Origin of the sequence: Gloeothece verrucosa PCC 7822 (assembly GCF_000147335.1) — a bacterium.
GTDB lineage: Bacteria > Cyanobacteriota > Cyanobacteriia > Cyanobacteriales > Microcystaceae > Gloeothece > Gloeothece verrucosa.
This window is the reverse complement of record NC_014501.1, coordinates 449,915-472,189: the sequence shown is the minus strand read 5'-3', so window position 1 is coordinate 472,189 and position 22,275 is coordinate 449,915. Positions and strand designations below refer to the sequence as shown.

Sequence of the window (22,275 nt, the reverse complement as noted above, 5' to 3'; positions counted from 1 at the left end):
TGAAGGCTAATCATTGTCCCTTTGTTAAGGGATATACTTATCCTTGAAAACCTATAAGATATTCTTTTTTACATAGCATTAATGTGGCTACTCAGAGAAAAAACGATAAATAACTTTACGATGTCTACTGCTGTGCCAGTTGTCCCTGATCATGGTAATCTTATACAAGATGAGAAAGCACTCTATCGGTTTCTCTTGGCTTGTCAGGAGAAAGCAACCGGCAAGGGAAAATCACAAATTGTCAGTTTTTCCCAACAAATTAATTCTATAGATCCTTTAGCCGTGTTGGAGAAAATTATCCAACCAAATTTGTTATATTCTTATTGGGAAAATCGACGTAAAGAAGAGGCGATCTTGGGTTATGGAGTGACTAAATCTTTAACCCTTGATTCTCCTGATCGATTTAGCCAATCCCAACAGTTTATCGAAAATTGTTTAAATCATACTTTACGAGTAGGGGAAATTTTTAACGCTGAACCTTACTGGTTTTGCAGTTTTACATTTTTTGAGGCTAATTTAAGTGAAACTACGCCTTTCCCTTCAGCGACTATTTTTCTGCCTCAAATTCAAATCATTAAGAAAAAACAGCAATGTATTTTAGTCATAAATTGTTCAATCAATCCAAAAATAAATTTAAAATTATTGTTAGAACAAATCAATTATCATAGTAAATTTATTAAGGATTCTAGCGAATTTAATTGTTTAGTCCCTGCTAAAAGTCATGAGAAAAAAATCGCAGAATTTTATCCGTCTTATAACTTTAAAGCCGCCGTTTCTTCGGCGTTGAAATCCATTGAATCTCAGCAATTTAGTAAGTTAGTTCTGGCTCATGCGATCAATGTAATTTCGAGGGAAAATTTTCCCATCGTTTCTTCTCTCAATAACTTACGTCAGCGTTATCCTGACTGCTACACTTTTTCAGTCAGTAATGGCAAAGGTCATCATTTCATTGGCGCGAGTCCTGAACGACTCATTAGTATTCAAAATCAACAGTTAGTCACTGATGCTTTAGCTGGTTCAGCCCCGAGAGGAAAAACGGCTAAAGAAGATGCTAAAATCGCGCAAACTCTCTTAAGAAATGAAAAAGAAAGAAGGGAACATCAGGCTGTTAGTGAATTTATTACTCAGCGACTTTTCAAACTGGGATTAGCACCTCATTGTTCTCCCTTAAAACTGTTAAAATTATCCAATATTCAGCATTTATGGACTCCTATTTACGCTCATCTCAAACCCCATATACACCCCTTACAAATAGTTGCTCAACTTCACCCTACTCCTGCGGTTGCGGGCGTTCCTACAGAAATTGCCTGTGAACAAATTCGTCATTATGAAACATTTGATCGAGGACTTTATGCCGCGCCTTTGGGGTGGATAGATTCTCAGGGAAATAGTGAATTTATTGTCGGAATTCGCTCAGCTTTAATTGAGGATAATCACGCCCGACTCTACGCCGGTGCTGGTATCGTTGCAGGTTCAGATCCAGACAAAGAACTAGCTGAAATACAACTGAAATTTCAAGCCTTAATGAAAGCTTTACTTTGATGAAAATGATTAAATGAAAGCTAAATAACTGGAACTAAATCAAGTCCAAAGTTGATGAATTTTGTAAATTGGCTGTGGTTTAAGACCCAAGGTACAGTTAAGTAGCTGCATTTATTTGTTTTTTCATCTTTTCAGTTAATAATTCCATGATCATTCCCACACGGGTAAGGTAAGTGGTAAAAATTGCTCTGGCTTGTTGATAATTGATTTTCTGATCGGTTGCTTGGTTATAAGCCTCTAAAGCTTTAAACACAACCAAGAAATGATCAATTTCTGTCTCATTGATTACATGAGCTTTGATATAACAAAGATGTTTATCTTTCTCAGCTTCTGAACAAACATAATAGCGATCAATGAAGTTAGAAAAATGATGCAGCGCTATACTATATTCACAATGATTATAGATCTCTGAAAAGATATTAGTAAGTAACCCTGTGCCAATATCATCCAAGACCATATTCTGGTATATCCAGTTTTTAAACTCCCTTGCTACAGGAAGACAATAGTAATCTAATTGCCAAGGAAAATCCCCTAAAAAAAATCCTGCCAACTGATCATAAAGTTGAGCATGGGTAACCCCTTGAAAATCTAACCCTAAATCTTCGTAACTGGTTGCCGCATTGTAACTTGCTGCGAGAAAAAATAGTTGTTGTCTATCCGCTTCTGAACTTAATGCTAATCTCTGCAAACGGCAGGAAAGCGCATAAATTGCTAACATCTTTAAATGGGTTGATTTCCAAGAATTGAAAAACAGCGCCAAGAATTCTTTAGACCATTGACAGCTTGATAGATAGTTGAAACACTTTTCAATTTTTCTAAGGGAAAGCTCAGAGTCTATTATACTTTGCTTTAAAGCCTTTTTTAAATTTGCCTCAGATACAAGATTAATTAATGGCTCAATAAGAGAATTAAAATCTGGGGAAAAGGTGGCTGATAAATTAGAATTGTTTTCTGGCAATGACTTTTTTATTAATTTTTTATTCATGAACAATTTGACCAATTATTAAATAGACGGCTAGATGATGTTTTATATAATATCCATTTTGCCCGAAATGTCAAGGAGAAGAGTTACAAATGTTACAAGCGAATCATTCAAAAAATAATCGTTAAATTTTTATTACATTTTTTAAATCTTAAATCATTTTTATAGCTTTAATAACCCATTATTAACCAAAAACCTCTAGCCTCTTTAGAGTTGGCTTGAAAAAAGCTGATTAGCCTAGAGGAATTTCATTAAATGACTTCATCACATTTTAAACTTTTTCACTTCCTACCCGCCACCGCACTCTTTTTAGGAATAACCGCTATATTTCTCCACCAAGAAATAGCTAGAGCGGCTTTTACCACCAGTGCCCCTGCTCAAGCGACAGGATTAAACGGTTGGAAATATGATCCTTTGTTCACCGTTGGAGACACGGTTAATGGATATACTCCTGTAGGGATTCTCGATGGAATTGGGGCCGTTGATGGAACAACCATCGGACTAAATTCTAATTTAGTTCGGGTTTTAGTTAACCATGAACTCTCAGCAGGTACAGGTGCATCCTACAAGGTAAATAACGGAGGACTCACCATTAATGGTGGTGCCAGAATTAGCTACTTTGATATTGACAAAACCACGCGCCAAATTGTCAATGCGGGTCTAGCTTATAATGCTATCTACGATCGCAATTACAACCTGATTACCAACACCTCCCAATTTAAGGATGGTATTTTATCGTCTCGTACCAGTTTAGATCGCTTTTGTTCAGGGAGTGCTTTTGGAAGATATAGCTTTGGCAATGGAATAGGATTTGAAGACACGATTTACTTTGCCGGCGAAGAAACCTCCAACGGTACTCAATGGGCGCTTGATGTTGCTGGTGGGAATCTCTGGGCAGTTCCGCAAATGGGACGGGGTGCTTGGGAAAACTGGACAGAACTCAATACTGGTCGAACCGATGTTGTGGCCTTGCTCGGTGGAGATGATACCACAGGCGCTCCCCTATACCTGTATGTGGGTAAAAAAGGTGGTGCAGGTGATGGAAGCTTCTTAGATCGCAATGGTCTAAAGCAAGGAAAGCTTTATGCTTGGAAATCCAACACAGGAGCATTGGACCCTAGCCAATTTAACGGCACAGGTAACTCCCTCAATGGGCAATGGGTAGAACTCGCTAACCAAGGGTCCGGAACTGGCTATGTTAATGGTTATGCTAGTGCCAACACTTTACGCACTCAAGCCGATAATCAAGGCGGCTTTTCCTTTGCTCGCAATGAAGACTTAACCACTAATCCTAATAATGGAACTCAGGCGGCTTTTAACGCTACTGGTAACAGTCTTTACCCGAGTGATCTGTGGGGAGATACTTATATCTTAGACAACCAGTTGGTCTTTGATATTAATGGACAACTCGATACAAACGCCTCTACAGCCAATCTCAACATTCTTTATGATGGAGACGATGCTGGTAAAGGTCAATTTCCTGGTCCTGATTATGGACTACGGAGTCCAGATAACCTAGATTGGGCTGATGATGGTTTGATCTATGTTCAAGAAGACCCCGCCGTTTCAGGATTTGGAGCGACTTCCCAACAACAGCCCTCTATCTGGCAAATTAACCCTACTACAGGCAAATTAACACGGGTTGCTCAATTAACTAATCCAGATCCCGCTACTTTAGCCGAGTGGGAATCTTCGGGGGTATTAGATGTCACCCATTTATTTGACACTAAACCTGGAGAAAAGGTGTTGATCTTTGATATTCAAGCTCATACTCTAAAAGGGGGCAATATTGCCACCTATAACCTAGTAGAGGGAGGACAATTAGGGTTATTGACTACTGCGGTTCCAGAACCTTTAACCCTCCTTGGTGCAGGATGTGCTATGGGCTTTGGTGCATTCTTCAAGCGTAAGCTAAAAGCTAAATAAAACTCGGAAATTACTCAGATAAAATTTTCCTTAAGTCGGTTAGGTGGGCTAATTACCCACCTTATTAAAATTTAAACCAGCAGCATCGCCCTAGATATTTTAGGATTGACTAAGGAATGGATGTAATAACAAGGTTAAAAATGATTGATGAAGGTTACGTTAAATATCACTGTGAATGGCTTGATAGTCCTTCAGTCACTTTTGAACAAATTGAAGAACTCAATCAATGGCGGCATAAGTTATTTCAACTGGGTTTAATTGGTCAATATGATAACGGGATTGGATTTGGCAATGTGAGTATTCGTTGTTTAGATCAGGAGCATCAATTCATTATTTCAGGCACAAAAACCGGCGGAATACCTGAGTTAAATGAACAACATTATACCCGAGTAATAGATTATGACTGGGAAAAAAACTGGTTAATTTGTCGCGGTTCCATTCAAGCCTCTTCAGAAGCTTTAACCCATGCCGCCGTCTATACAGCTAACCCTCATATTAATGCAGTTATTCATGTTCATCACCTCAAACTTTGGCAAACGTTAATGGATAAAGTTCCCACAACGGCTAAAGATATTGCTTATGGAACGCCTGAAATGGCCCAAGAAATTATCCGTCTGTGTCAACTAGGAAATTTGAAAGAAGCCAAAATTTTAGTGATGAGTGGTCATTGGGAAGGGGTTATGGCCTTTGGCTGTAATTTAACCGAAGCCGGCAATTTATTGCTTGAGTATTATCAACAATGTCAATTATTTTAATAACTCTACTCGATCTCGTCCATCCACTTCTTGAAGATAAACCTTTACCTGTTCTTCAGAAGCAGTGGGAAGTTTTTTGCCGGTATAATCAGGGTGGATCGGTAATTCCCGATGTCCTCGGTCTACCAGCGCTAAGAGTCGAATCACTGAGGGTCTTCCATATTCGGTTACAGCATTTAAAGCCGCTCTAATGGTTCGTCCTTTATAAATGACATCATCGACTAAAACGACGGTTTTACCGGTTAAATCAAAAGGAATTTTCGTTTTAGCGGGGGTTCTGGTTTTAATGCGGTCTAAGTCGTCCCGATAAAAGGTGACATCGATAGCTCCCACCGCCACCTTGATCTTTTCTAACATTTCGATTTGACTGGCTAACAGATGAGCTAGAGGAACGCCTCTAGTGTAGATTCCCACTAGCACCAGTTGAGAGAGATCTCCGGATTTTTCTATCACTTGAGAAGCTAAACGGGTAAGAGTGCGACGAATTTCTTCAGCCGATAAAATTTCGACAACTTGGTTAGGCATGATGTTAGAATTTCGCTCTAAAGTTAAATTTTAACAAAATCAAGCCTCTAACAAACGCTATCGAAGCTCACTCTTGGGGCGTGGGAGCGGTTAACGGTTTAGATTTTCTGCAATGGCTGTGGTGGGTTGAGTGACTTGACTTCCATAATTGCTGTGGGTAGAAGACAACCCGGCTGATAAAGCAATCAGCATGATAACACCACTAGCGGCTAATACGGTTAATTGATGTAAAGTTCTATCCATATCTGGCTTTTGTTTAAGTTTTTTGAAAAATCTAGGTAATTTCTAGAATATGACTTTTCAGTATAGCTTGAAACTGGGAAAAAAGCCAGTAATAATACTGTTTTTTTAGCTTTTTGGGCCGAATTCAACTACGGATTAGATTTTCTGTAACAGGTATTAAGAGTTTCTCTAACATAAGGGCCGACGACTGTCAACCATTTTCTTAAAATTTGCCTCAATTCCACATTGCTAATGACAGAATTAACCAACTCACGCCAGCGAGGATCATTTTTCGGTAAAATTAAGCCATAATACTGACAGTCTAAAGGACGTTGAGGAACTAACTGATATTGTTCTGGAATCGATAAGCCTTGAAGGGTCGCTTCGCCCAGTAACAAAATTCCATCACTGGCAAAAGCATCGATTTTTCCGGACTGTACTGCTTGAATACCTCTTAAACGGCCAGTTATGCCTTGAAATACTTGAATTTTGGCTTGAGGATAGCGGTTGCGGATAAATTCCTGGGTGGTTGTATTGCGAAGAACGCCTAAAGTGAGGTCAGCTAATGATCCATCTGTATTAAACTTATTTTCTTGGTCAGTTTTAATAATAAATTGGGTTCCGGTGATAAAAAATGGGTCGGAAAAGGCTATGGCTAAGTCAGAAGCTTGTCTAATGGTATTAGGTCCACATTCAAGGTCTACTAATCCATCTTTGACTAGATCAAATCGATTGTACAAAGTTGATTGAAATAGTTTAACCGTAATAATTTGTTTATTTAATTCTTCTTGGATTTGTTGCCTAATTAAATTAATAACATCTAAACAAATACCATTTAAATTATTATCCAGGTCTTTATAGCCAAAAGGAACAGCGTCTTCTCTCATGGCAACTCTTAACAGTCCGGTTTTTTGAATATTGTCTAAAACGCTGGTTTCTTGTGCCTGAAGAAAACTTGAAAAATTGAAAAATAATAAACTGATCAAAAAGAGGCTCAGGAGCTTTTTAAGCGAAATTAAATGTCTTATCAGTTTAGCTAAATTCATTTTTATGGACTTTAATTTACTCAACATCGCAGGGAGTCGTTATGTGCCATTGATCTAAAATGTCTTTAAATAATACTTCTTCGATCCAGGTTTTAGCAACAACTGTTAGAGGCAAAGCGAGTAATAAGCCTAAAACCCCAAAAAGTTTGGCAAAAAATAATTGAGCCATCAGGGTGACTGCCGGTAAAAGAGAGACTTGTTTAGCCATCACCGTTGGCGTTAATAAATAACTTTCAATATTTTGAATAATAAAATATAAGATTAAAACAGCACCCACTTTCCAAGGAGCATCCAATAGAGCCAGCATGATCGGAAAAACCACACTGGTGGTCGGGCCTATATTAGGAATAAAATTGAGTAACCCGGCTAATAAAGCATTAAATAATACTAAATTAATATGTAAAGCGAAAAGTCCAATCGCACTAAAAACACCGATAAAAGTAGAACTAATAACAATTCCCGTAAACCAATTCACTAAAGCGAGTTCAGTTTTATCGAGAATTTCCTCTCCTCGACGACGATAAAAAGAAGGAAACAATCTTAAAAATCCTTGACGATAGGGATGAGGATTAAGTAACATTACAAAAATTAATATTAGTATAAATAATAATTGTAAAATGGCAAAAAAAGAATTAGAAAAAATGGCAAAAAACCGTTTCCAAAATTGGGTATCTTCAAAGATCGGTTGAAGTTGCTTAACGAGGTCACTTAAAGTAGTTGGAGGCTGAGGAAGCCATCCTAAATTAGCATCTCGAAGGGTAATTAAAAGATGACGAATTTGCTGCCATATCTGAGGTGATAACTCTAATAAATTTTTAAATTGTTCGAGAAACGGCGGTATAATTAGGACAAAAAACAGGGTGATTAAAATTAAAATTCCCGTGAAGGTAAGCGTAATAGCATAATTACGTTTGATTTGATGTTGTTCTAGCCAACGGATCAGACGGTTAAGCGCAGTGGCAAAAACGATGGCCGTGAAGATGAGCAACAGCAATTGCTGTATTTGCCATAAGATATAAATAGAGATGATGAAACAGATGAAACCTAGGCAACGACTAAAATTCACAGCCTTAAATAAAAATAGTATTCAACCTCATTTTAATGTCTGCCGCTCCAACAAGACCATTTTTTAATCAAGTCGCACTTAATGTTTATGGGGTTGGGGGCACGCAGGGCTTACCCTACAGAAAATAGATAAATTGCCCCCTTAAGACAAAATAGTAGGGTCTATAGGGAGCTTTTCGCGTACTTCCGGCTCATTAACGGGTGGCAATAAGCACTTGTTCTTTTCTTGATAAAAATTGCTTTAAGGATGTCTCTACTTGATTTCGGACAATTTGGCGGTATTCTACAAAATGTTCAAGACTAGCACAATGATAAACATAACCAAATAAGGCTTGTGGATTGTTTTTGATAATACTAAATAAGTAAGACCAAAACAACCATCGTGTTTTAGACTTCAAACCTTGCCGCCAAAAAAGAATCAAAAGAACTTTAATTTCTTTCCAAGTCAATTGGGTGGCCCTGCGTTTGGTAAAAGTCGTTTTACCTCGAGATGTCGCAAATTTTAAAAAACATCGATGAGTACGTTCTAAAAATGCCTCGGGTTCATACAAATTCCAAAAACCTTGGATATATTCGTCTACTATTTCTTCGATCGGACGAGTAGGAGTAAAATTGATTAAGCTCGTTTGATTGATATCTACATTATCTTTTAATAACCGTTGTTCATTTTCTAATCTAGTCCAGAGTGCCGTATTGGGTAGTGCTTGCAACATGGTAAAAAAAGCACGGGGAATGGCAACTCTTTCTACAAACTCGGCAATGCGCTGGCCGGCTCCTTTCTTTTCACCGTCAAATCCGACAATAAAACCCGCCATCGGGACTAATCCTGCCCGAGTAATTTTATCTATGGCATCGTCTAAAGGATGGCGCGTATTTTGAAATTTTTTGGTGAGTTCTAAACTGTCTTCGTCGGGTGTTTCAATTCCTAAGAACACTGAGACAAAATTACAATCCACCATCAAATTCATAAGTTCTTCATCTTCGGCTAAGTTCACAGAAGCTTCTGTAAGAAAACCAAAAGGATAATGGCGTTCTTCTTGCCAAACTTTTAATTCTTGAAGTAATAATTTGACATTCCGCTTATTGCCGATGAAGTTATCATCTACCATAAAAACGCCACGCCGCCAGCCTAATTCATAGAGATAGTCTAATTCCGCTAATAACTGCTGTGGTGTTTTAGTACGCGGCTTACGGCCATAAAGTGTAATAATGTCGCAAAATTCACATTGAAAAGGACATCCTCGGGAAAATTGAACTGACATTTGTACATAAGCATCAAGGTCCAATAAATCAAAACGAGGAATTGGGGTGGTGGTTACATCCGGTTTATGGCCTTCACTGCGGAAAACTCCAGAGGTTTCTCCTTTTTTAAGGGCTTCAACAAACAGAGGCAGAGTTATTTCGCCTTCATCTAAAATTAAATAATCTGCCCCATATATTTTTGCTTCTTCAGGTAAAGAGGTAGGATAGGGACCCCCAACAGCGACTTTTTTACCTCGTCTTTTTGCCTCCTGAATTTGAAGTTTAAAGTCTTCTTTTTGCACAATCATTGCCGAAATAATCACAATCTCAGCCCAAGACCACATTTCTTCAGTAATGGTGCTAACATTTCGGTCAACCAACCTGAATTCCCACTCTTGCGGTAAGATAGCCGCTACTGTTACCAGTCCCAAGGGCGGCAGTAGTGCTTTATGACCAAATAAATTTACATATTTTTCAAAAGACCAAAAAGTTTTAGGAAATAGAGGATAAATTAGTAAAGCTTTCATTTTACTTATCTTGTATTATTTTGTTTGATAAGGTTGTAGGTTTTCCATAAATCCTATCTTTAAACCCGCTAGAAAAACTATAGCAATTTGAGGTAATTGCTTAATAAAGTTCTCCTAATTCGGAGAGGTTTAGAGGGAATATACTTAGTAACTGCTCATTAATTTACAAAGACTGCTTTATTTATAGATTTACATAAAATTTTGATTATGTCAAAAAAACTTTACTGGCGTAATATCAATAAATGTAACAACGCGCACATATTTTTTACGGATGCGCTCAAAAAAACCGTGTCAGTTGCTTGATAACTATTAAATAATAACTATTAAGTAATAACTGTTAAGTGATCAGTAAGCTGTTGTGCATTTAAACTGGATATTATGATCTTAGGAAACAAACCCTAAAACTCTTCCCCCACACCCTACCCCCTACACCCCGCCACAAAGAACAAATTAAATGCGTGACAGCTTAATTACTGTGTCACTTCGCGCATATATTTTCCCCATAACAGAGCCGCTTGTCCACTACTTCCATTGGTAGGGGTATTATCATCATTACCGAGCCAAATACCGGTGACTAAATTACGACCCGGAATATAGCCAATAAACCATAAATCCACAGCATTATTGGTTGTCCCCGTTTTGCCGGCCTCTCCTAAACCGATACTTGCTCCTCTACCCGTACCATGTTGCACCACACCCCGTAATAGAGAAGTCATGGTTTGAGCAACCCCTCCAGAAATTGCTTGAACAGTATTATTTTTATCCTCTTCAAACGAATAAATCACCCGACAAGTTTGAGGATTTTTGGGGTCAATACATTCTTCTCCATCGAGAATACGTTTAATGGCGTGAGGACGGTTCCAAACTCCCCCATTAGCAAAAGTCGCATAAGCCCCGGCCATTTCCAATACATTGACCTCACTTTGCCCTAAAACTAAGCCGGGTACCGGGTTTAAATCAGATTTAACACCGAGTTTTCTAGCCATTTTGACGATATTATCTAAGCCGGCATCCTGAGCCACTCGCAAAGCAATGGCATTTTCCGACTGCGCTATGCCACCATACATATCTGTCGCGCCGCCAGTTCGTTCACAGGGTTTATAATTTTGCCCCATCCAAAACAGCCCCGCACAGGAGTAAATTTTGCCCGCAGAAATCCCTTTTTCAATGGCTGCGGCATAAGCAAATACCTTAAATGTCGATCCTGGCTGTCTTTTTGCCTGAGTAACGCGGTTAAATTGACTCTGTTTATAGTCTGTCCCTCCCACCATCGCTAAAATTTGGCCGGTGCGGGTATCAAGAGTAACCATTGCCCCATTGGAATAGCGATAAGAGGGGCCATAGGTGCTAACGGTTTGCTTGAGGGCGGCTTCTGCCTTTTTTTGCATTTGCGGATCTAAGCCTGTCTCCACAATAAAATTTCCTTCTTTAGCCACTTCGTTTCCTAATAAGTCCCGCAATTCTTCAAAAACATAGCTATAAAAATAGGGAGCAATGGCACTACTGAGGGCTTCTTTGGCTTTCGGGCTGACCTCTATGCGCGATCGCCTTGCCCGATCAGCTTCTTGTTCAGAAATCATCCCCAAGTTAGCCATACGGTTAATCACTCGATTCCGCATTTGTACGGCAGTATTATAATCTTGTACCGGGTTATAAAGATTGGGGGCGGGTAACATGGCCACTAAAGTAGCGGCTTCATTTAGGGTTAACTTTCTCGCTGACTTATCAAAATAAAACTGGGCAGCATCTTCAAAGCCATAATTTCCTGCCCCTAGATAAATGCGATTAAGATACAGATTTAATAATTTATCTTTGCTGTAGAAGGCTTCTAATTTTAAGGCAACGAGCATTTCTCGCAATTTGCGCCCGGCAGTATTTTCTCGTCCTACTTCCGGAAATAAACTACGGGCTAATTGTTGAGTGAGGGTACTCGCCCCCTGACGAATATCATTACCTTTATAATTGATCACTACTGCTCGCAAAATCCCGTAAGGATCAACGCCAAAATGCCAAAGAAAGCGGCTATCTTCTGAAGCCATAACGGCTTTAGGTAAATAGGGAGAAAAATCCGATAGGCGTTTTAATTCTTGATGGGTATCTTCTCGGATGGGACTGAGGGGAGTTTGTCCATCTCTAGCATAAACCACCACTGGCTTTCCCACGCTTGGGGGTAGGGGATGAACCGGATACTTTGACCATTCCATGCCCATCCACAAGGCCAATAATCCCATCACTCCCCCGGTTCCATAAAAAGAGTAGCGCATTAAGCGTACCCACAAGGGAGGAGGATTATAAAAGCTAATTTTAACCCCATTAGCGAGTTCTGGCGGTCCTAGGGTAATCTCGTCTCCATGACGCAGAGCCAAGGTGGTTAGGCGATGTTTCCCGAAATAGACTCCATTGGTGGAGTTTTCGTCTTTGAGGAGGAAAAGATTGGGATTTTTCGCGTCTCGTTCTAGAGAAAAGTGAACGTGACTGACCACAGGATTTCTCACCACAATATCACAAGACCTTGAACTGCGCCCGACAACATATTTATCTCCCAACAATGAATAAGTTTCTGGTTGTTTGACTTCCCCGTCAAATATCCGCAGTTCGGGAACCCTAGACCCTTTTTTGAGGGACATTCCGCCAAAGCTAACTTTAGCATGAAGGTTCTGAACCGCTAAAGTTAACATTTGACTTAATTGGGTTTTAGGTTGTTGGGGAGGTTTTGAGGTCATGGAAGCCGCAAGCAAGATCACTTCATCTATTATGATTTAAGATTGGGTTAACTGTGTTCCCCATCAATTTATCCTAAGCGTTCAGTGATCACACTGAGAATTTTGTTGCTGCTTTCTGGTCTGGCGGCTCAGATGTGATCGTGATCACAGCTACTCAATCAAAATTAAGTAATAATTACATCATAATCGACGAATTTACTCGATTTTCTTAAATTTATCTGCAATGTTTAAGGGCTTGGGCATCAAGAAAAACCACTGCCTGCGCGAAAGGTCAACTGGCCCCCTCCCTTTACTACTAGGCCTGTTGAGTGCTGTCAACGGCACTTGCTCTAGGCAGGTAAACCCCAAGACTCTGACAGGTTCGGCAGTTCCGCTCAAAACCGGGGAACCTCCCACAGGACTGCTTCACCGCACTAGCTCCCCTGCTCCCTAACCACACTGTTAACTTTAATGAGTATCTATCTACTTATTTGAGTTGTTCTTTTCTTAACTTAAGACTCAAGCTAAATTGAATAATTTTCTATGGCTAAAACAAATGAATTATTAGGGTCTTTGTATATTGAGACTTTAATAGTAGGTATATTGGTGGTGGTGCAGCAAAGTTGGCTAATTTTTCTGGAACTCTTTTCAAGACGAGCAAGTTTTCAGCACATCAATAATTGCCTCTTTTTTGTGAATCTCTTTAGTTCAGTAGCAATTCTTGTAGCAGTAAGCTGGCTAATCTGGCTCTTACATAAACGCTTAAAGCTTCCCCTATGCCAAATCATCAAGATCAGTCAGATTTGGGGCAAGGGTGAAATAAAAGCTCGAATTAACTATTCTTCCTCTGATGAAATTGGTTATTTAGTTGAAGTTCTCAACAGGATGGCGGCTGAAATTGAGTTAAATCAGCAGAAAATTCTTTTACGTAATCAACAGCTTGAAAATTTGATGGCAACTCTATCTCATGATATGAGAACTCCTTTATTAGCGGCTCGTAACGCCTTACGTGCTTTGCTACAGGGAGCTTATGGTCCCGTGAATGAAACTTGGAAAGAAATTTTTCAGGAATTTTACCAAGATAATCAAAATATTCTTCAGCTAGTAGAAACGCTTTTAGATATCTCTCGTTATGAAGCTAATGGCCAGAAAAATTTCTCTTATGAGCCTCTCAATTGGAAGAATATTTTTGAACAAGCTACTGTTAGAATTCAATCTATTACTGAGTATAATGGTGAAATTAAATATCACATTGCCCCCTCACTCCCTATGGTTTACGGAGAAGAATTAGGGATTCAACGGGTGATACAAAATTTACTCGACAATGCTGTAAGAGTATCCAAACCCCATCAGCCCATAAAGTTGATGGTAGTTTCTTCAGGTGTTGAGCAAATACAAGTATCTATAGAAGATAGCGGCCCAGGAATTTCTCCTCTAGAAAAAGAGCGAATATTCTATCGTTTCATTCAAGGACAAAGCCGCCAGGGACGCTGCGGTTTAGGGCTTTATCTTTGTCGCCAGATTATTGAAGCTCACGGCGGTAAGATTAACGTAGATACTAACCTAGGTCACGGAAGTAAATTTTGGTTTACTCTGCCGATTGGTAGCCATGAATTAATGCTTAAATAAATTAATAACTATGGATGAAAATAAGACGTTAACTCCTATACGAATTCTGTTAGTTGATGATCATAATTTAATGCGGCGAGGACTTAAAGGGTTGTTTGCGCTTAATCCTGATTATGAAGTAATAGGAGAAGCGACCGATGGCCTACAAGCTATCGAACTTCAAGAACAATTAAAGCCAGATATCATCTTAATGGACATTGATTTGCCGCTTCTGGATGGAATATCAGCGACACAAAGAATTAAAAGAGACGATACGGCTACAAAAATTTTGGCTTTAAGTGCTTATGATCATGATACTCAAGTGTTGGGAATGTTAGCCTCCGGTGCAGATGGTTATTGTCTTAAAAATATAGAATGGGAAGAATTATTAGTCATCATTCGCTTAATCTCTCATGGAGGTGTTTATTTAGATCCTCGAATTGCTCACAAGGTGAGTCATCTGCTTAAGTCCGGCTCTTTTGCTGTTGAGACAAATACTACCCCCAAAGCGGTTACCGTTCTCAGTGAGAGAGAACGCTTAATTCTTAAATTAATTGCTGAAGGATTCTCTAATAAAAAAATTGCCGAACAGCTTTTTCTTTCACCAGGAACGATCAAGTCTTATGTACGGATGCTCCTCAATAAGTTGAGTGTAGATGACCGAGTTCAAGCCGCAGCTAAAGCTGTACGGGAAGGTTTAATTTAAAAAGGTAATTAAACAAGCGCTTGTAGTTGTTCACTGAGATCTTGGAGTGTCATTAATTCCGACCACCAGATCACAGAAAGACCTAAATTCTCAAAAATTTCTTCAGGGAGCGACGAACTGAAGACTAAAGCTTTTGGAGCAAATAAGGTTATTTCCTCGGAACTAGGAAGACCGTAGTAAGGTAAAACTTCGGCCCCCTGCTGTAGACAATGGCGGCTGAGTCTTTGCACAATCAGAACATCATTGCCAATAATCATAATTGGACTTTTTATCATAGTAAAAGCTGGTTAGGGAAATAGTTTTTGAAATTTAATTTGACCTAGTAAATTTTTTATTGTCTATTTCTAGAATAAAGTAGAAAATTTTGCTTGACCACTCCCAACTGGATATCCATTTGGTCATCAATCTTGCCTTCGAGTTACCCTCTAGAGTCAATGATAAGTATAGCCATTTGGCAGTATTAAATTTTGAATGTTTTAGAAGAAAATAAAATCATACAGAACTCCAAACTCTATATTGTGGTCAACTGGCTAAAAGAGGTTATTTCATGACTACGATTTTTCTAAAAAATTCCCTAGTTGGAGAGCTAAAAAACTCCCCCTCAATTTCGCATGAAAATTTAAAACAAATAGAAGTTATCGTTGACGATATTTATCATTTAATCGACCTAGAACAAGAGAAAAAACAGCAAAATATGCAACAAGAGTTTCAAGAAAGAAATTCTCAACTAGAGACGATGGCTGATTTAATTAATGATCTTTCAAATGAATTAGAGACTAAATTATTTGAGTTTAAAAAACTGGCGGATAACCTCCATAAAATTGAGCAAGAGCTTAAAAAAATTTTTGCTTTTAATTATTCTTGTAAACAAGCTTCGCATCATTTTTATCACCCGAGCATAAATCCTTGCATATTGATTGATACCCAAATGCCTTTTTTAGTTAAACAAGAAAATAAATTTATCTTAGAAACTAAAAAAATAGAGCTATTGAAAGCCCACAAATAAAGTTTCCTAATTTTCCTCAGTATTATCCTCAATTCACTAGCAATTTAAGGACAAAAAAATGGTAGTAGCAACTCAAATTATCCAACCCACTTCTAAAAACTTTATTCCTCAACCTATCAAGTATAGTAATTGGCCCAACTCAGCCTTTTTAGAAAGTTGTCAATCGGCGGGTTATCTGTTAGATCAAATTAATATTATGGATGGGATGAGCGGCTCTCGAATTGAGCGAAATGGCAGGCAACTTATTAACTTAGCAGGAATTAATATTTTAGGACTTCAGGAAAATCCTGAGTTTATCGAGATTTTTTGCGACAAAACTCGTCAATATGGTTTAGCAACAGGAGGCTCTCGCCTGACTCAAGGAGTTTGTGTTCCTCACTGGCTACTAGAGCAAAAAATGAACGAAATTTGGGGGAAAAATTACACCTTGACTTTTGGAACAGGCGCTCTGGCTAATATAGGTTTTATCAATGCTATGACGGCTGCTTTGCCTGTAGATGGACAGATTAAAATCGATAATCGGGATGCCGTATTTGTATTAGATCGAGATTGCCACTGGAGTTTGTGGAACCCCACGTCTAAATTAAAATATGGAGAGCAACTTTTTTCCTTTAAACATAACGATCCCGACGACCTTGAAAAAGTTTTAAAAAAAATTAACTCTCCTAAAGTTGTTGTGGTTTTTGAAACAGTATATTCTAGTGATGGTAGTGTGGCTCCCATTGGACAATTACTGGATGTTTGCGAAAAATACGGGGCTTTATCTTATGTAGATGATGCCAATGGATTTATGATTTACGGAGAGCGAAATCGGCCTTTTTACGAAGAATACTTGGCTTTATCTCGAGCAACTTTTATAATGGTTTCTTTCTCTAAAGCGATTGGGATTGAAGGAGGAGCTATTAGCGGCCCAGCCGAATTTGTAGCCACTTTTGAGTTTCTTTCGGGAACGGCATTATTCACTGCAACTATGCAACCGCCAACAGCCGCTACTAATCTAGAAATCATTAATTACTTACAAGCTCATCCAGAAATTATGGACAATTATCTGTTACGTTGTTCACAATTTCGACAAATTTTACTTGATTCAGGTTTTTGTTTAAATAACACTCCTTCTTACATTAATTCAGTTTACGTTGGTAAGGATGAAGTGGCTGAACAAGTGCGTCGGGAGTTACTAGAATTAGGCTATTGTATTCCTATATTCCGCTATCCAGCCGTCAAACGAAATCAAGCTGTAATTCGACTCATGCTTAATAATCAGCATACTGAATCAGACATTGAGAAGTTTATCCAAGACCTCAAAAAAGTCCGAGATAAATATCAATTCTAAAAATTTTGCAGTGTACAAATGGTAATGAGTATTTAGCTACAATCAAGCCCTCATTACCCTTTTTTTAAGCATTATGTTCTTATCTTCTCCCCTCTGTTTCTAGGAATCAAAAGGAGAAATACATTGAAAAGACGGGTTGTTTTAATTTCTGGATGTTCTAGTGGTTTTGGATTATTAACCGCAGTTGAAATGGTACGTCGTGGGTTTTTAGTCATTGCTACTATGCGAAATTTGTCTAAGCGCTCGACCCTTGAAGCGGCTTTGTCTAAGCTGATGCCTAAAACTGAATCTGTTAATGATTTATCTGATAATAGTTTTTTTCTCAATACTCCCCATCCTCTCTGTAAAATTGGTTATTTAGATGTGAGTAACCCCGATTCTATCTCTCATTGTGTTAATAAAGTTCTTGATACTTTTGATGCCATTGATGTCTTAGTTAATAATGCGGGTTCTGGATTAGGGGGTTTTGCAGAAGATATTTCTCTTGATGAATTTCGCGCTCAATTTGAAACCAATTTCTGGGGATTAGTAACTCTGACTAAGGCGGTCATTCCTCAGATGAGAAAACGCCGTCAAGGTCATGTGATTAATGTTTCTAGTATTGCTGGTTTAATTGGTGTGCCGGGATTATCTTCTTATTGTGCTAGTAAGTATGCTGTTGAAGGATTTAGTGAATCTTTGAGGTATGAACTACTGCCTTTTAATGTTTGGGTTTCTTTAGTAGAACCCGGAACTTATAAAACGAATATCCAATCAGACCCTCAAGAATTAGTTAAGAGTGCTTTTGTTCCTACATCGGCTTATTATGAGTGGGGAAAAACTTTATTAGATCTGACGTTAGAACAAGCCAATAGCTCTCGATATAATCCTCAAAAAGTTGCCGGTTTAATTGCTAATATTTCTGAAAAAAAACACCCGAATATTCGCTATGTTATTGGCGAAGAATCTCTTTATTTAAAAATCAAGAATTTTTTGCCATCTTTCTTGGTTGAAAATTTGGTATTTCGTTTTTATCGTTACCAAGATAAAAGCCTATAATTTGTCTAAACACCCGATTATTGAGTTTAAGGAGTTTAATTAAAATGAAAAAAACCGTTAGCTATGCTTCAATTTTTGATTTTAACAATTTGAAAAAATATTGGCAAGCTTTTTCGATTTTTTATTTAGTAATTATTTTGTTATATTTGCTCCCTATAGGGGTTGTTATACCGGCTTTGATCGTTAGTATTTCGGCTTATTATTACTTGCCAGAACCCATGATCATAGAGTCCATTGTTGGGTTTGCTCTGTTGGGATATTATCTATATTTTGGGCTTCAAAAATGGATCTTTAAACCCAAATATTTTACCTTAAATCGAGGATCGATAAGCTCTCTAAAATTTAATTTATTAAAAATCAGAATTTTAAATCTAGATCATAGCATTACTGAACAAAAAAAGCTGTTACAAAATCACCCTATTGAAATGATTAATTTAGAAAATTGCGGACCTAAAGTCAGACTTTTATGTCCCTTTTCAACTTTTCGAAAATTGGAACTTGAATTAGTGAATAAACTTAAAGGGTCATGGGATGAATCTCCCTATATCACTTTTTTAGGGTCTAATGATTTCGATCATGTAACCTTGCTGCTTCTTCGCCGCATTCCTACTGCTTTCAATCTTCTATTTTTTGATCAGCACGCTGACTGGAATCCTTTTTTCTTTACTGATATGATGTGTGGTTCTTGGTTATACCACGCTTTTACCGCCAGTCAGATGGATATGGTTTTTCATATAGGAGGAGGCGAAAAAGCTTTTGATGCTACTGGGAATATTTTTGACGCTGTTGAATGTTTTGGCAATGGACAAGGAATCCAAAAATACATTGATAACGGAAGAATTGTCTGCTTGCCGGCTAGTAGAACTTTTGCTAAAAATCCTTACATTAACTATGATAAGGCCGTTAATCAACCCGTTAAAACATCATGGACAGTTTTACGCCAGCGCGTGGAATTTTTACTGGAAAAATACCACGATAAGCTTACCTCTAAACCCCTTTTTATCGCCATAGATAAAGATGTTCTTATCCCTCAAGATAATGTTCAGGTTTGGGATTCTGGAGAGTTATCCGTAGAAGATGTGGAAACAATTATTTCTACCTTTGTTCAATTGTCTAATTATCAAATTGCCGGAGTTAGTATTTGCGGAGATTATAGTCCACCAAATTATCAAAGTTTTTTTCAGCTTGCTAGTCTTCTTGAAAAAGCGGCAATTCTTCAGGGCACTCGCCTCGAAGTACATCCGTACTCTCTTGAAATTAATGAAAAAACCAACGAAAGATTATTATCTTTATTTCTCTCTTTCTACTCTTAATCTCTAAGCCCTTAGACATAATTTTAAAATCCGCTAATGTTTACTTTAACCTTGATCGTGATTTGGTTAGGTTTGATTGACAGCATCAATCCCAGTTTAATTGTTATAGCTTTTTTCCTGCTGTTGTCCCGAGAAAAACTTTGGGGCTACATATTGGGAATATTTTTAGCAATTTTACTTCAATTTTTTGTTCTCGATTTGGGCTTAGAAAAAGTTGCCAAGATTTTTTCTTGGGCTAAGTTTATCCATTGGGAACTGATCATGATTTTTTTGGGAGGAATTTTAATTGTTTATGGTTTCTATAGCTTGCGACAGAAATTTCAACTCCCTAAGTCTGATCATTGGCAGTGCCCAACCAAGTCGTTCCATGATGCTTCTTCTTCTTTGAAACTGACTACCCATTTTAAAGACCTGCTTTTGGGCGGTATGACGACACTGGCAGAAGCACCAATGGGATTTTTACAGGTTTTGGTTGTGGTTGAAATTCAAAGATTTAACGTAAATCCTTTACTCACTCACGTTTATTTTATTATTTATTCTCTATTGTATACTCTGCCCATTATCCTTTTAAATGTATTAGCCCTTTGCTATGCAAAGCCTTTTAAGAGTTGGGTGCAGGGACGGCTACAATCTCTCTATGTCAGAATAAATATTGCTTTAAATGTGACTTTCATCGCTTTAGGTTGTCTGTTGATTATCTTTGCCGCTCAACAGTTGCTCACTTAGGCAACACAGAGACCTCGCTTTTTCAAAATTTGACTCTTGGCCACCAGCTATTTTTGTGTTATTTTTTATATAACGAATGTTCGATTAAAAAAATGCCTAAGATTGTTGATCACGTTCGCTATCGTCAAGAACTGCTTGGCAAATGCCTTGATATTTTTGCCGCAAGGGGTTATGGTTCCGTGACCATGCGGGAAATAGCCCAAGACTTGGGGGTTTCTACGGGAACACTCTATCATTACTTTTCAGGCAAAGAAGCTTTATTTTTACAGTTAGTAGAGCAGTTAACTAAACAAGATATCAGCAATTTTTTAGCCTCAGCAGATAATACTCAACCTCTGGGAGGCAAAATCGAAATGCTGTTTGATTTTATGAGAAAAAATGAAGATTATTTTCTCAAGCAAATTTTAATTTGGGTTGATTACTGTCGCCAGCAAGATAATACAGCCCTATTGAGTAATGAAATCATTCAACAGGCGGACAACGATGTCAAACAAGTCATCACTAACTATTTACAAATTCCTGCTCCTATCGTGGAATTAATTTTTTCGGTTATGTATGGAATCTTAATGGAAAGGCTTTTTGACGGGAAAACTATCTCGTTTGTCAATCAAAGTAATTTCCTGGCAGAAATGGTGACTGTTTATTTAGAACATAAATCTCAACAAACGAAAGAAAATTGTTGTTAATCAATACAGGGTAAGGAGTGATCTTATGACTTTTCAATTTATTTCTAAACCCTCACAAGCTCGCCTCGTAGCCTTAATGGTGGCGGCGACCTCGCTTACAGGAGCAATCATGTTTTACGCCATCTCCCAATTAAAACCCTCGGCAAATATGCCCTCTAAAACAGCACAAGCCGCTCCAACTCTTAAAAAAGTAGCCGCTTTAGGACGCTTAGAACCCTATTCCGAAGTGGTGTCTATTGCCGCTCCCTTAAATTTAGATGGGGATCGGGTGGCTCAACTCCTGGTTAAACAAGGCGATCGCGTCAAAGCCGGACAAATCATTGCCATTCTTGATTCTCGCGCCACTTTAGAAAATGCCCTAGCACAAGCCACTCAACAAGTTAAAATGGCTCAAGCCAAACTCGCCCAAGTCAAAGCCGGAGCCAAAACCGGCGAAATTCAGGCACAACAAGCCCAATTAGCCCGTATAGAAGCACAAAAACGCAGCGAGATCCAAGAACAACAAGCCAACATCGCTCGCTTAGAAGCGGAAAAAGCGGGAGAAATCCAAGAGCAACAAGCGATTATTACTTCCTTGCAAGCCCAACTCGCCAATGCCGAGATAGAAGACAGGCGGCATCAACTGCTCTACCAAGAGGGGGCGATTTCTGCCTCAGTACGAGATGCCAAGCATTTAGCCTTCTTAACCGTACAGCAAGAACTGGCCGAGGCAAAAGCCGCCAAAGAGCGCATCGAAAACTCAAAAGAGCAACAACTCGTAGAAGCGAGAGCCGCCTTTGAGCGCATTCAAACGTCTCGACCCCAAGAAATCCGGCAAGCACAAGCCACCTTAAACGAAATTGCTGAAGTAAGACCGGTTGATGTGCAGGTAGCCCAAACAGAGGTAGATAATGCTATAGCCGCTCAGTTACAGGCAAAAACGAACTTAGAACAAGCCAATATCCGCGCACCGATGGACGGACAAATTCTCAAGATACATACGCGCCCTGGCGCAAAAATTGGCGATTTAGGACTGCTAGACATGGCTCAGACTGACCAAATGGTTGCCGTCGCCGAGGTTTACCAAACTGATATTGGTAAAATTCGACTCGGACAACGAGCTATCATCAAGAGCCAAGCTTTTGCCGGCCAATTACAGGGAACCGTCTCTGAGATAGGTTTACAAGTTAATCGACAAAATGTCTTTAGCAACCAACCCGGAGAAAATTTAGATCGCCGGGTGATAGAAGTCAAAGTGCGTCTCAACCCGTTGGATAGTAAGCGGGTGTCGGGTTTGACTAACCTACAGGTAGAAGTGGTGATTCAACTGTAAATGCTCACAGCTT

20 protein-coding genes are annotated in these 22,275 nt (G+C 38.7%); 12 read left to right on the top strand and 8 right to left on the bottom strand.

The window, feature by feature from the left end; all coding sequences use genetic code 11:
- Positions 1 to 120 precede the first annotated feature (120 nt).
- Entirely contained in the window at positions 121 to 1,542 is a 1,422-nt protein-coding gene (locus CYAN7822_RS02100) for an isochorismate synthase (protein WP_013320591.1), read from the top strand.
- A 97-nt stretch (positions 1,543 to 1,639) separates the two neighbouring features.
- Here CYAN7822_RS02100 and CYAN7822_RS02095 read toward each other — a convergent pair whose 3' ends face one another.
- Complete coding sequence (locus tag CYAN7822_RS02095; protein ID WP_013320590.1) at positions 1,640 to 2,527, bottom strand: hypothetical protein; 888 nt, start codon at positions 2,525 to 2,527, stop codon at positions 1,640 to 1,642.
- 252 nt (positions 2,528 to 2,779) lie between these two features.
- Between CYAN7822_RS02095 and CYAN7822_RS39300 the strand changes: the two genes are divergently transcribed.
- Positions 2,780 to 4,450: a PEP-CTERM sorting domain-containing protein gene (locus CYAN7822_RS39300; protein ID WP_013320589.1), complete on the top strand. Its 1,671-nt coding sequence runs from the start codon at positions 2,780 to 2,782 to the stop codon at positions 4,448 to 4,450.
- A 140-nt stretch (positions 4,451 to 4,590) separates the two neighbouring features.
- Positions 4,591 to 5,205 (top strand): class II aldolase/adducin family protein, encoded by a 615-nt coding sequence (locus tag CYAN7822_RS02085; RefSeq protein WP_041933098.1) that lies wholly within the window; start codon positions 4,591 to 4,593, stop codon positions 5,203 to 5,205.
- Here the strand turns inward: CYAN7822_RS02085 and pyrR are convergent.
- The 6 genes from pyrR to CYAN7822_RS02060 form a co-directional block, all read right to left on the bottom strand.
- On the bottom strand, positions 5,197 to 5,730 hold the full coding sequence (gene pyrR, locus CYAN7822_RS02080) for a bifunctional pyr operon transcriptional regulator/uracil phosphoribosyltransferase PyrR (protein ID WP_013320587.1): 534 nt from the start codon (positions 5,728 to 5,730) through the stop codon (positions 5,197 to 5,199). The genes CYAN7822_RS02085 and pyrR overlap by 9 nt on opposite strands.
- A gap of 90 nt (positions 5,731 to 5,820) precedes the next feature.
- A complete protein-coding gene (locus CYAN7822_RS37395; RefSeq protein WP_013320586.1) occupies positions 5,821 to 5,973 on the bottom strand; it encodes a hypothetical protein in 153 nt (50 codons plus the stop codon).
- Between the two features lie 128 nt (positions 5,974 to 6,101).
- On the bottom strand, positions 6,102 to 6,950 hold the full coding sequence (locus tag CYAN7822_RS02075) for an amino acid ABC transporter substrate-binding protein (protein ID WP_049802664.1): 849 nt from the start codon (positions 6,948 to 6,950) through the stop codon (positions 6,102 to 6,104).
- 64 nt (positions 6,951 to 7,014) lie between these two features.
- Positions 7,015 to 8,064, bottom strand: a complete 1,050-nt coding sequence (locus CYAN7822_RS02070) for an AI-2E family transporter (protein WP_013320584.1) — start codon at positions 8,062 to 8,064, stop codon at positions 7,015 to 7,017.
- Positions 8,065 to 8,257: 193 nt separating this feature from the next.
- Positions 8,258 to 9,832 (bottom strand): B12-binding domain-containing radical SAM protein, encoded by a 1,575-nt coding sequence (locus CYAN7822_RS02065; protein ID WP_013320583.1) that lies wholly within the window; start codon positions 9,830 to 9,832, stop codon positions 8,258 to 8,260.
- A 470-nt stretch (positions 9,833 to 10,302) separates the two neighbouring features.
- A complete protein-coding gene (locus CYAN7822_RS02060) occupies positions 10,303 to 12,555 on the bottom strand; it encodes a PBP1A family penicillin-binding protein (protein ID WP_013320582.1) in 2,253 nt (750 codons plus the stop codon).
- A gap of 522 nt (positions 12,556 to 13,077) precedes the next feature.
- Here CYAN7822_RS02060 and CYAN7822_RS02055 point away from each other — a divergent pair.
- Both CYAN7822_RS02055 and CYAN7822_RS02050 read left to right on the top strand, forming a co-directional pair.
- Positions 13,078 to 14,163: a sensor histidine kinase gene (locus CYAN7822_RS02055; protein WP_013320581.1), complete on the top strand. Its 1,086-nt coding sequence runs from the start codon at positions 13,078 to 13,080 to the stop codon at positions 14,161 to 14,163.
- Positions 14,164 to 14,173: 10 nt separating this feature from the next.
- Positions 14,174 to 14,848, top strand: coding sequence for a response regulator (locus CYAN7822_RS02050; RefSeq protein ID WP_013320580.1), 675 nt, complete (start codon positions 14,174 to 14,176; stop codon positions 14,846 to 14,848).
- An 8-nt stretch (positions 14,849 to 14,856) separates the two neighbouring features.
- On the opposite strand, the gene CYAN7822_RS02045 is transcribed toward CYAN7822_RS02050, so the two are convergent.
- Positions 14,857 to 15,123 (bottom strand): hypothetical protein, encoded by a 267-nt coding sequence (locus CYAN7822_RS02045; RefSeq protein WP_013320579.1) that lies wholly within the window; start codon positions 15,121 to 15,123, stop codon positions 14,857 to 14,859.
- Between the two features lie 272 nt (positions 15,124 to 15,395).
- On the opposite strand from CYAN7822_RS02045, the gene CYAN7822_RS02040 reads away from it, so the two are divergent.
- The 7 genes from CYAN7822_RS02040 to CYAN7822_RS02010 all read left to right on the top strand — a co-directional run bounded on the left by CYAN7822_RS02040 (position 15,396) and on the right by CYAN7822_RS02010 (position 22,262).
- A complete protein-coding gene (locus tag CYAN7822_RS02040; protein ID WP_013320578.1) occupies positions 15,396 to 15,854 on the top strand; it encodes a hypothetical protein in 459 nt (152 codons plus the stop codon).
- 58 nt (positions 15,855 to 15,912) lie between these two features.
- Complete coding sequence (locus CYAN7822_RS02035; protein WP_013320577.1) at positions 15,913 to 17,187, top strand: aminotransferase class I/II-fold pyridoxal phosphate-dependent enzyme; 1,275 nt, start codon at positions 15,913 to 15,915, stop codon at positions 17,185 to 17,187.
- Positions 17,188 to 17,310: 123 nt separating this feature from the next.
- Positions 17,311 to 18,225 (top strand): SDR family NAD(P)-dependent oxidoreductase, encoded by a 915-nt coding sequence (locus tag CYAN7822_RS02030; protein ID WP_013320576.1) that lies wholly within the window; start codon positions 17,311 to 17,313, stop codon positions 18,223 to 18,225.
- Between the two features lie 44 nt (positions 18,226 to 18,269).
- Entirely contained in the window at positions 18,270 to 19,538 is a 1,269-nt protein-coding gene (locus CYAN7822_RS02025; RefSeq protein ID WP_013320575.1) for a hypothetical protein, read from the top strand.
- Between the two features lie 36 nt (positions 19,539 to 19,574).
- Positions 19,575 to 20,264: a GAP family protein gene (locus CYAN7822_RS02020; RefSeq protein ID WP_013320574.1), complete on the top strand. Its 690-nt coding sequence runs from the start codon at positions 19,575 to 19,577 to the stop codon at positions 20,262 to 20,264.
- A gap of 92 nt (positions 20,265 to 20,356) precedes the next feature.
- Positions 20,357 to 20,950, top strand: coding sequence for a TetR/AcrR family transcriptional regulator (locus tag CYAN7822_RS02015; RefSeq protein WP_013320573.1), 594 nt, complete (start codon positions 20,357 to 20,359; stop codon positions 20,948 to 20,950).
- A gap of 25 nt (positions 20,951 to 20,975) precedes the next feature.
- Positions 20,976 to 22,262 (top strand): ABC exporter membrane fusion protein, encoded by a 1,287-nt coding sequence (locus CYAN7822_RS02010; protein WP_013320572.1) that lies wholly within the window; start codon positions 20,976 to 20,978, stop codon positions 22,260 to 22,262.
- Positions 22,263 to 22,275 lie beyond the last annotated feature (13 nt).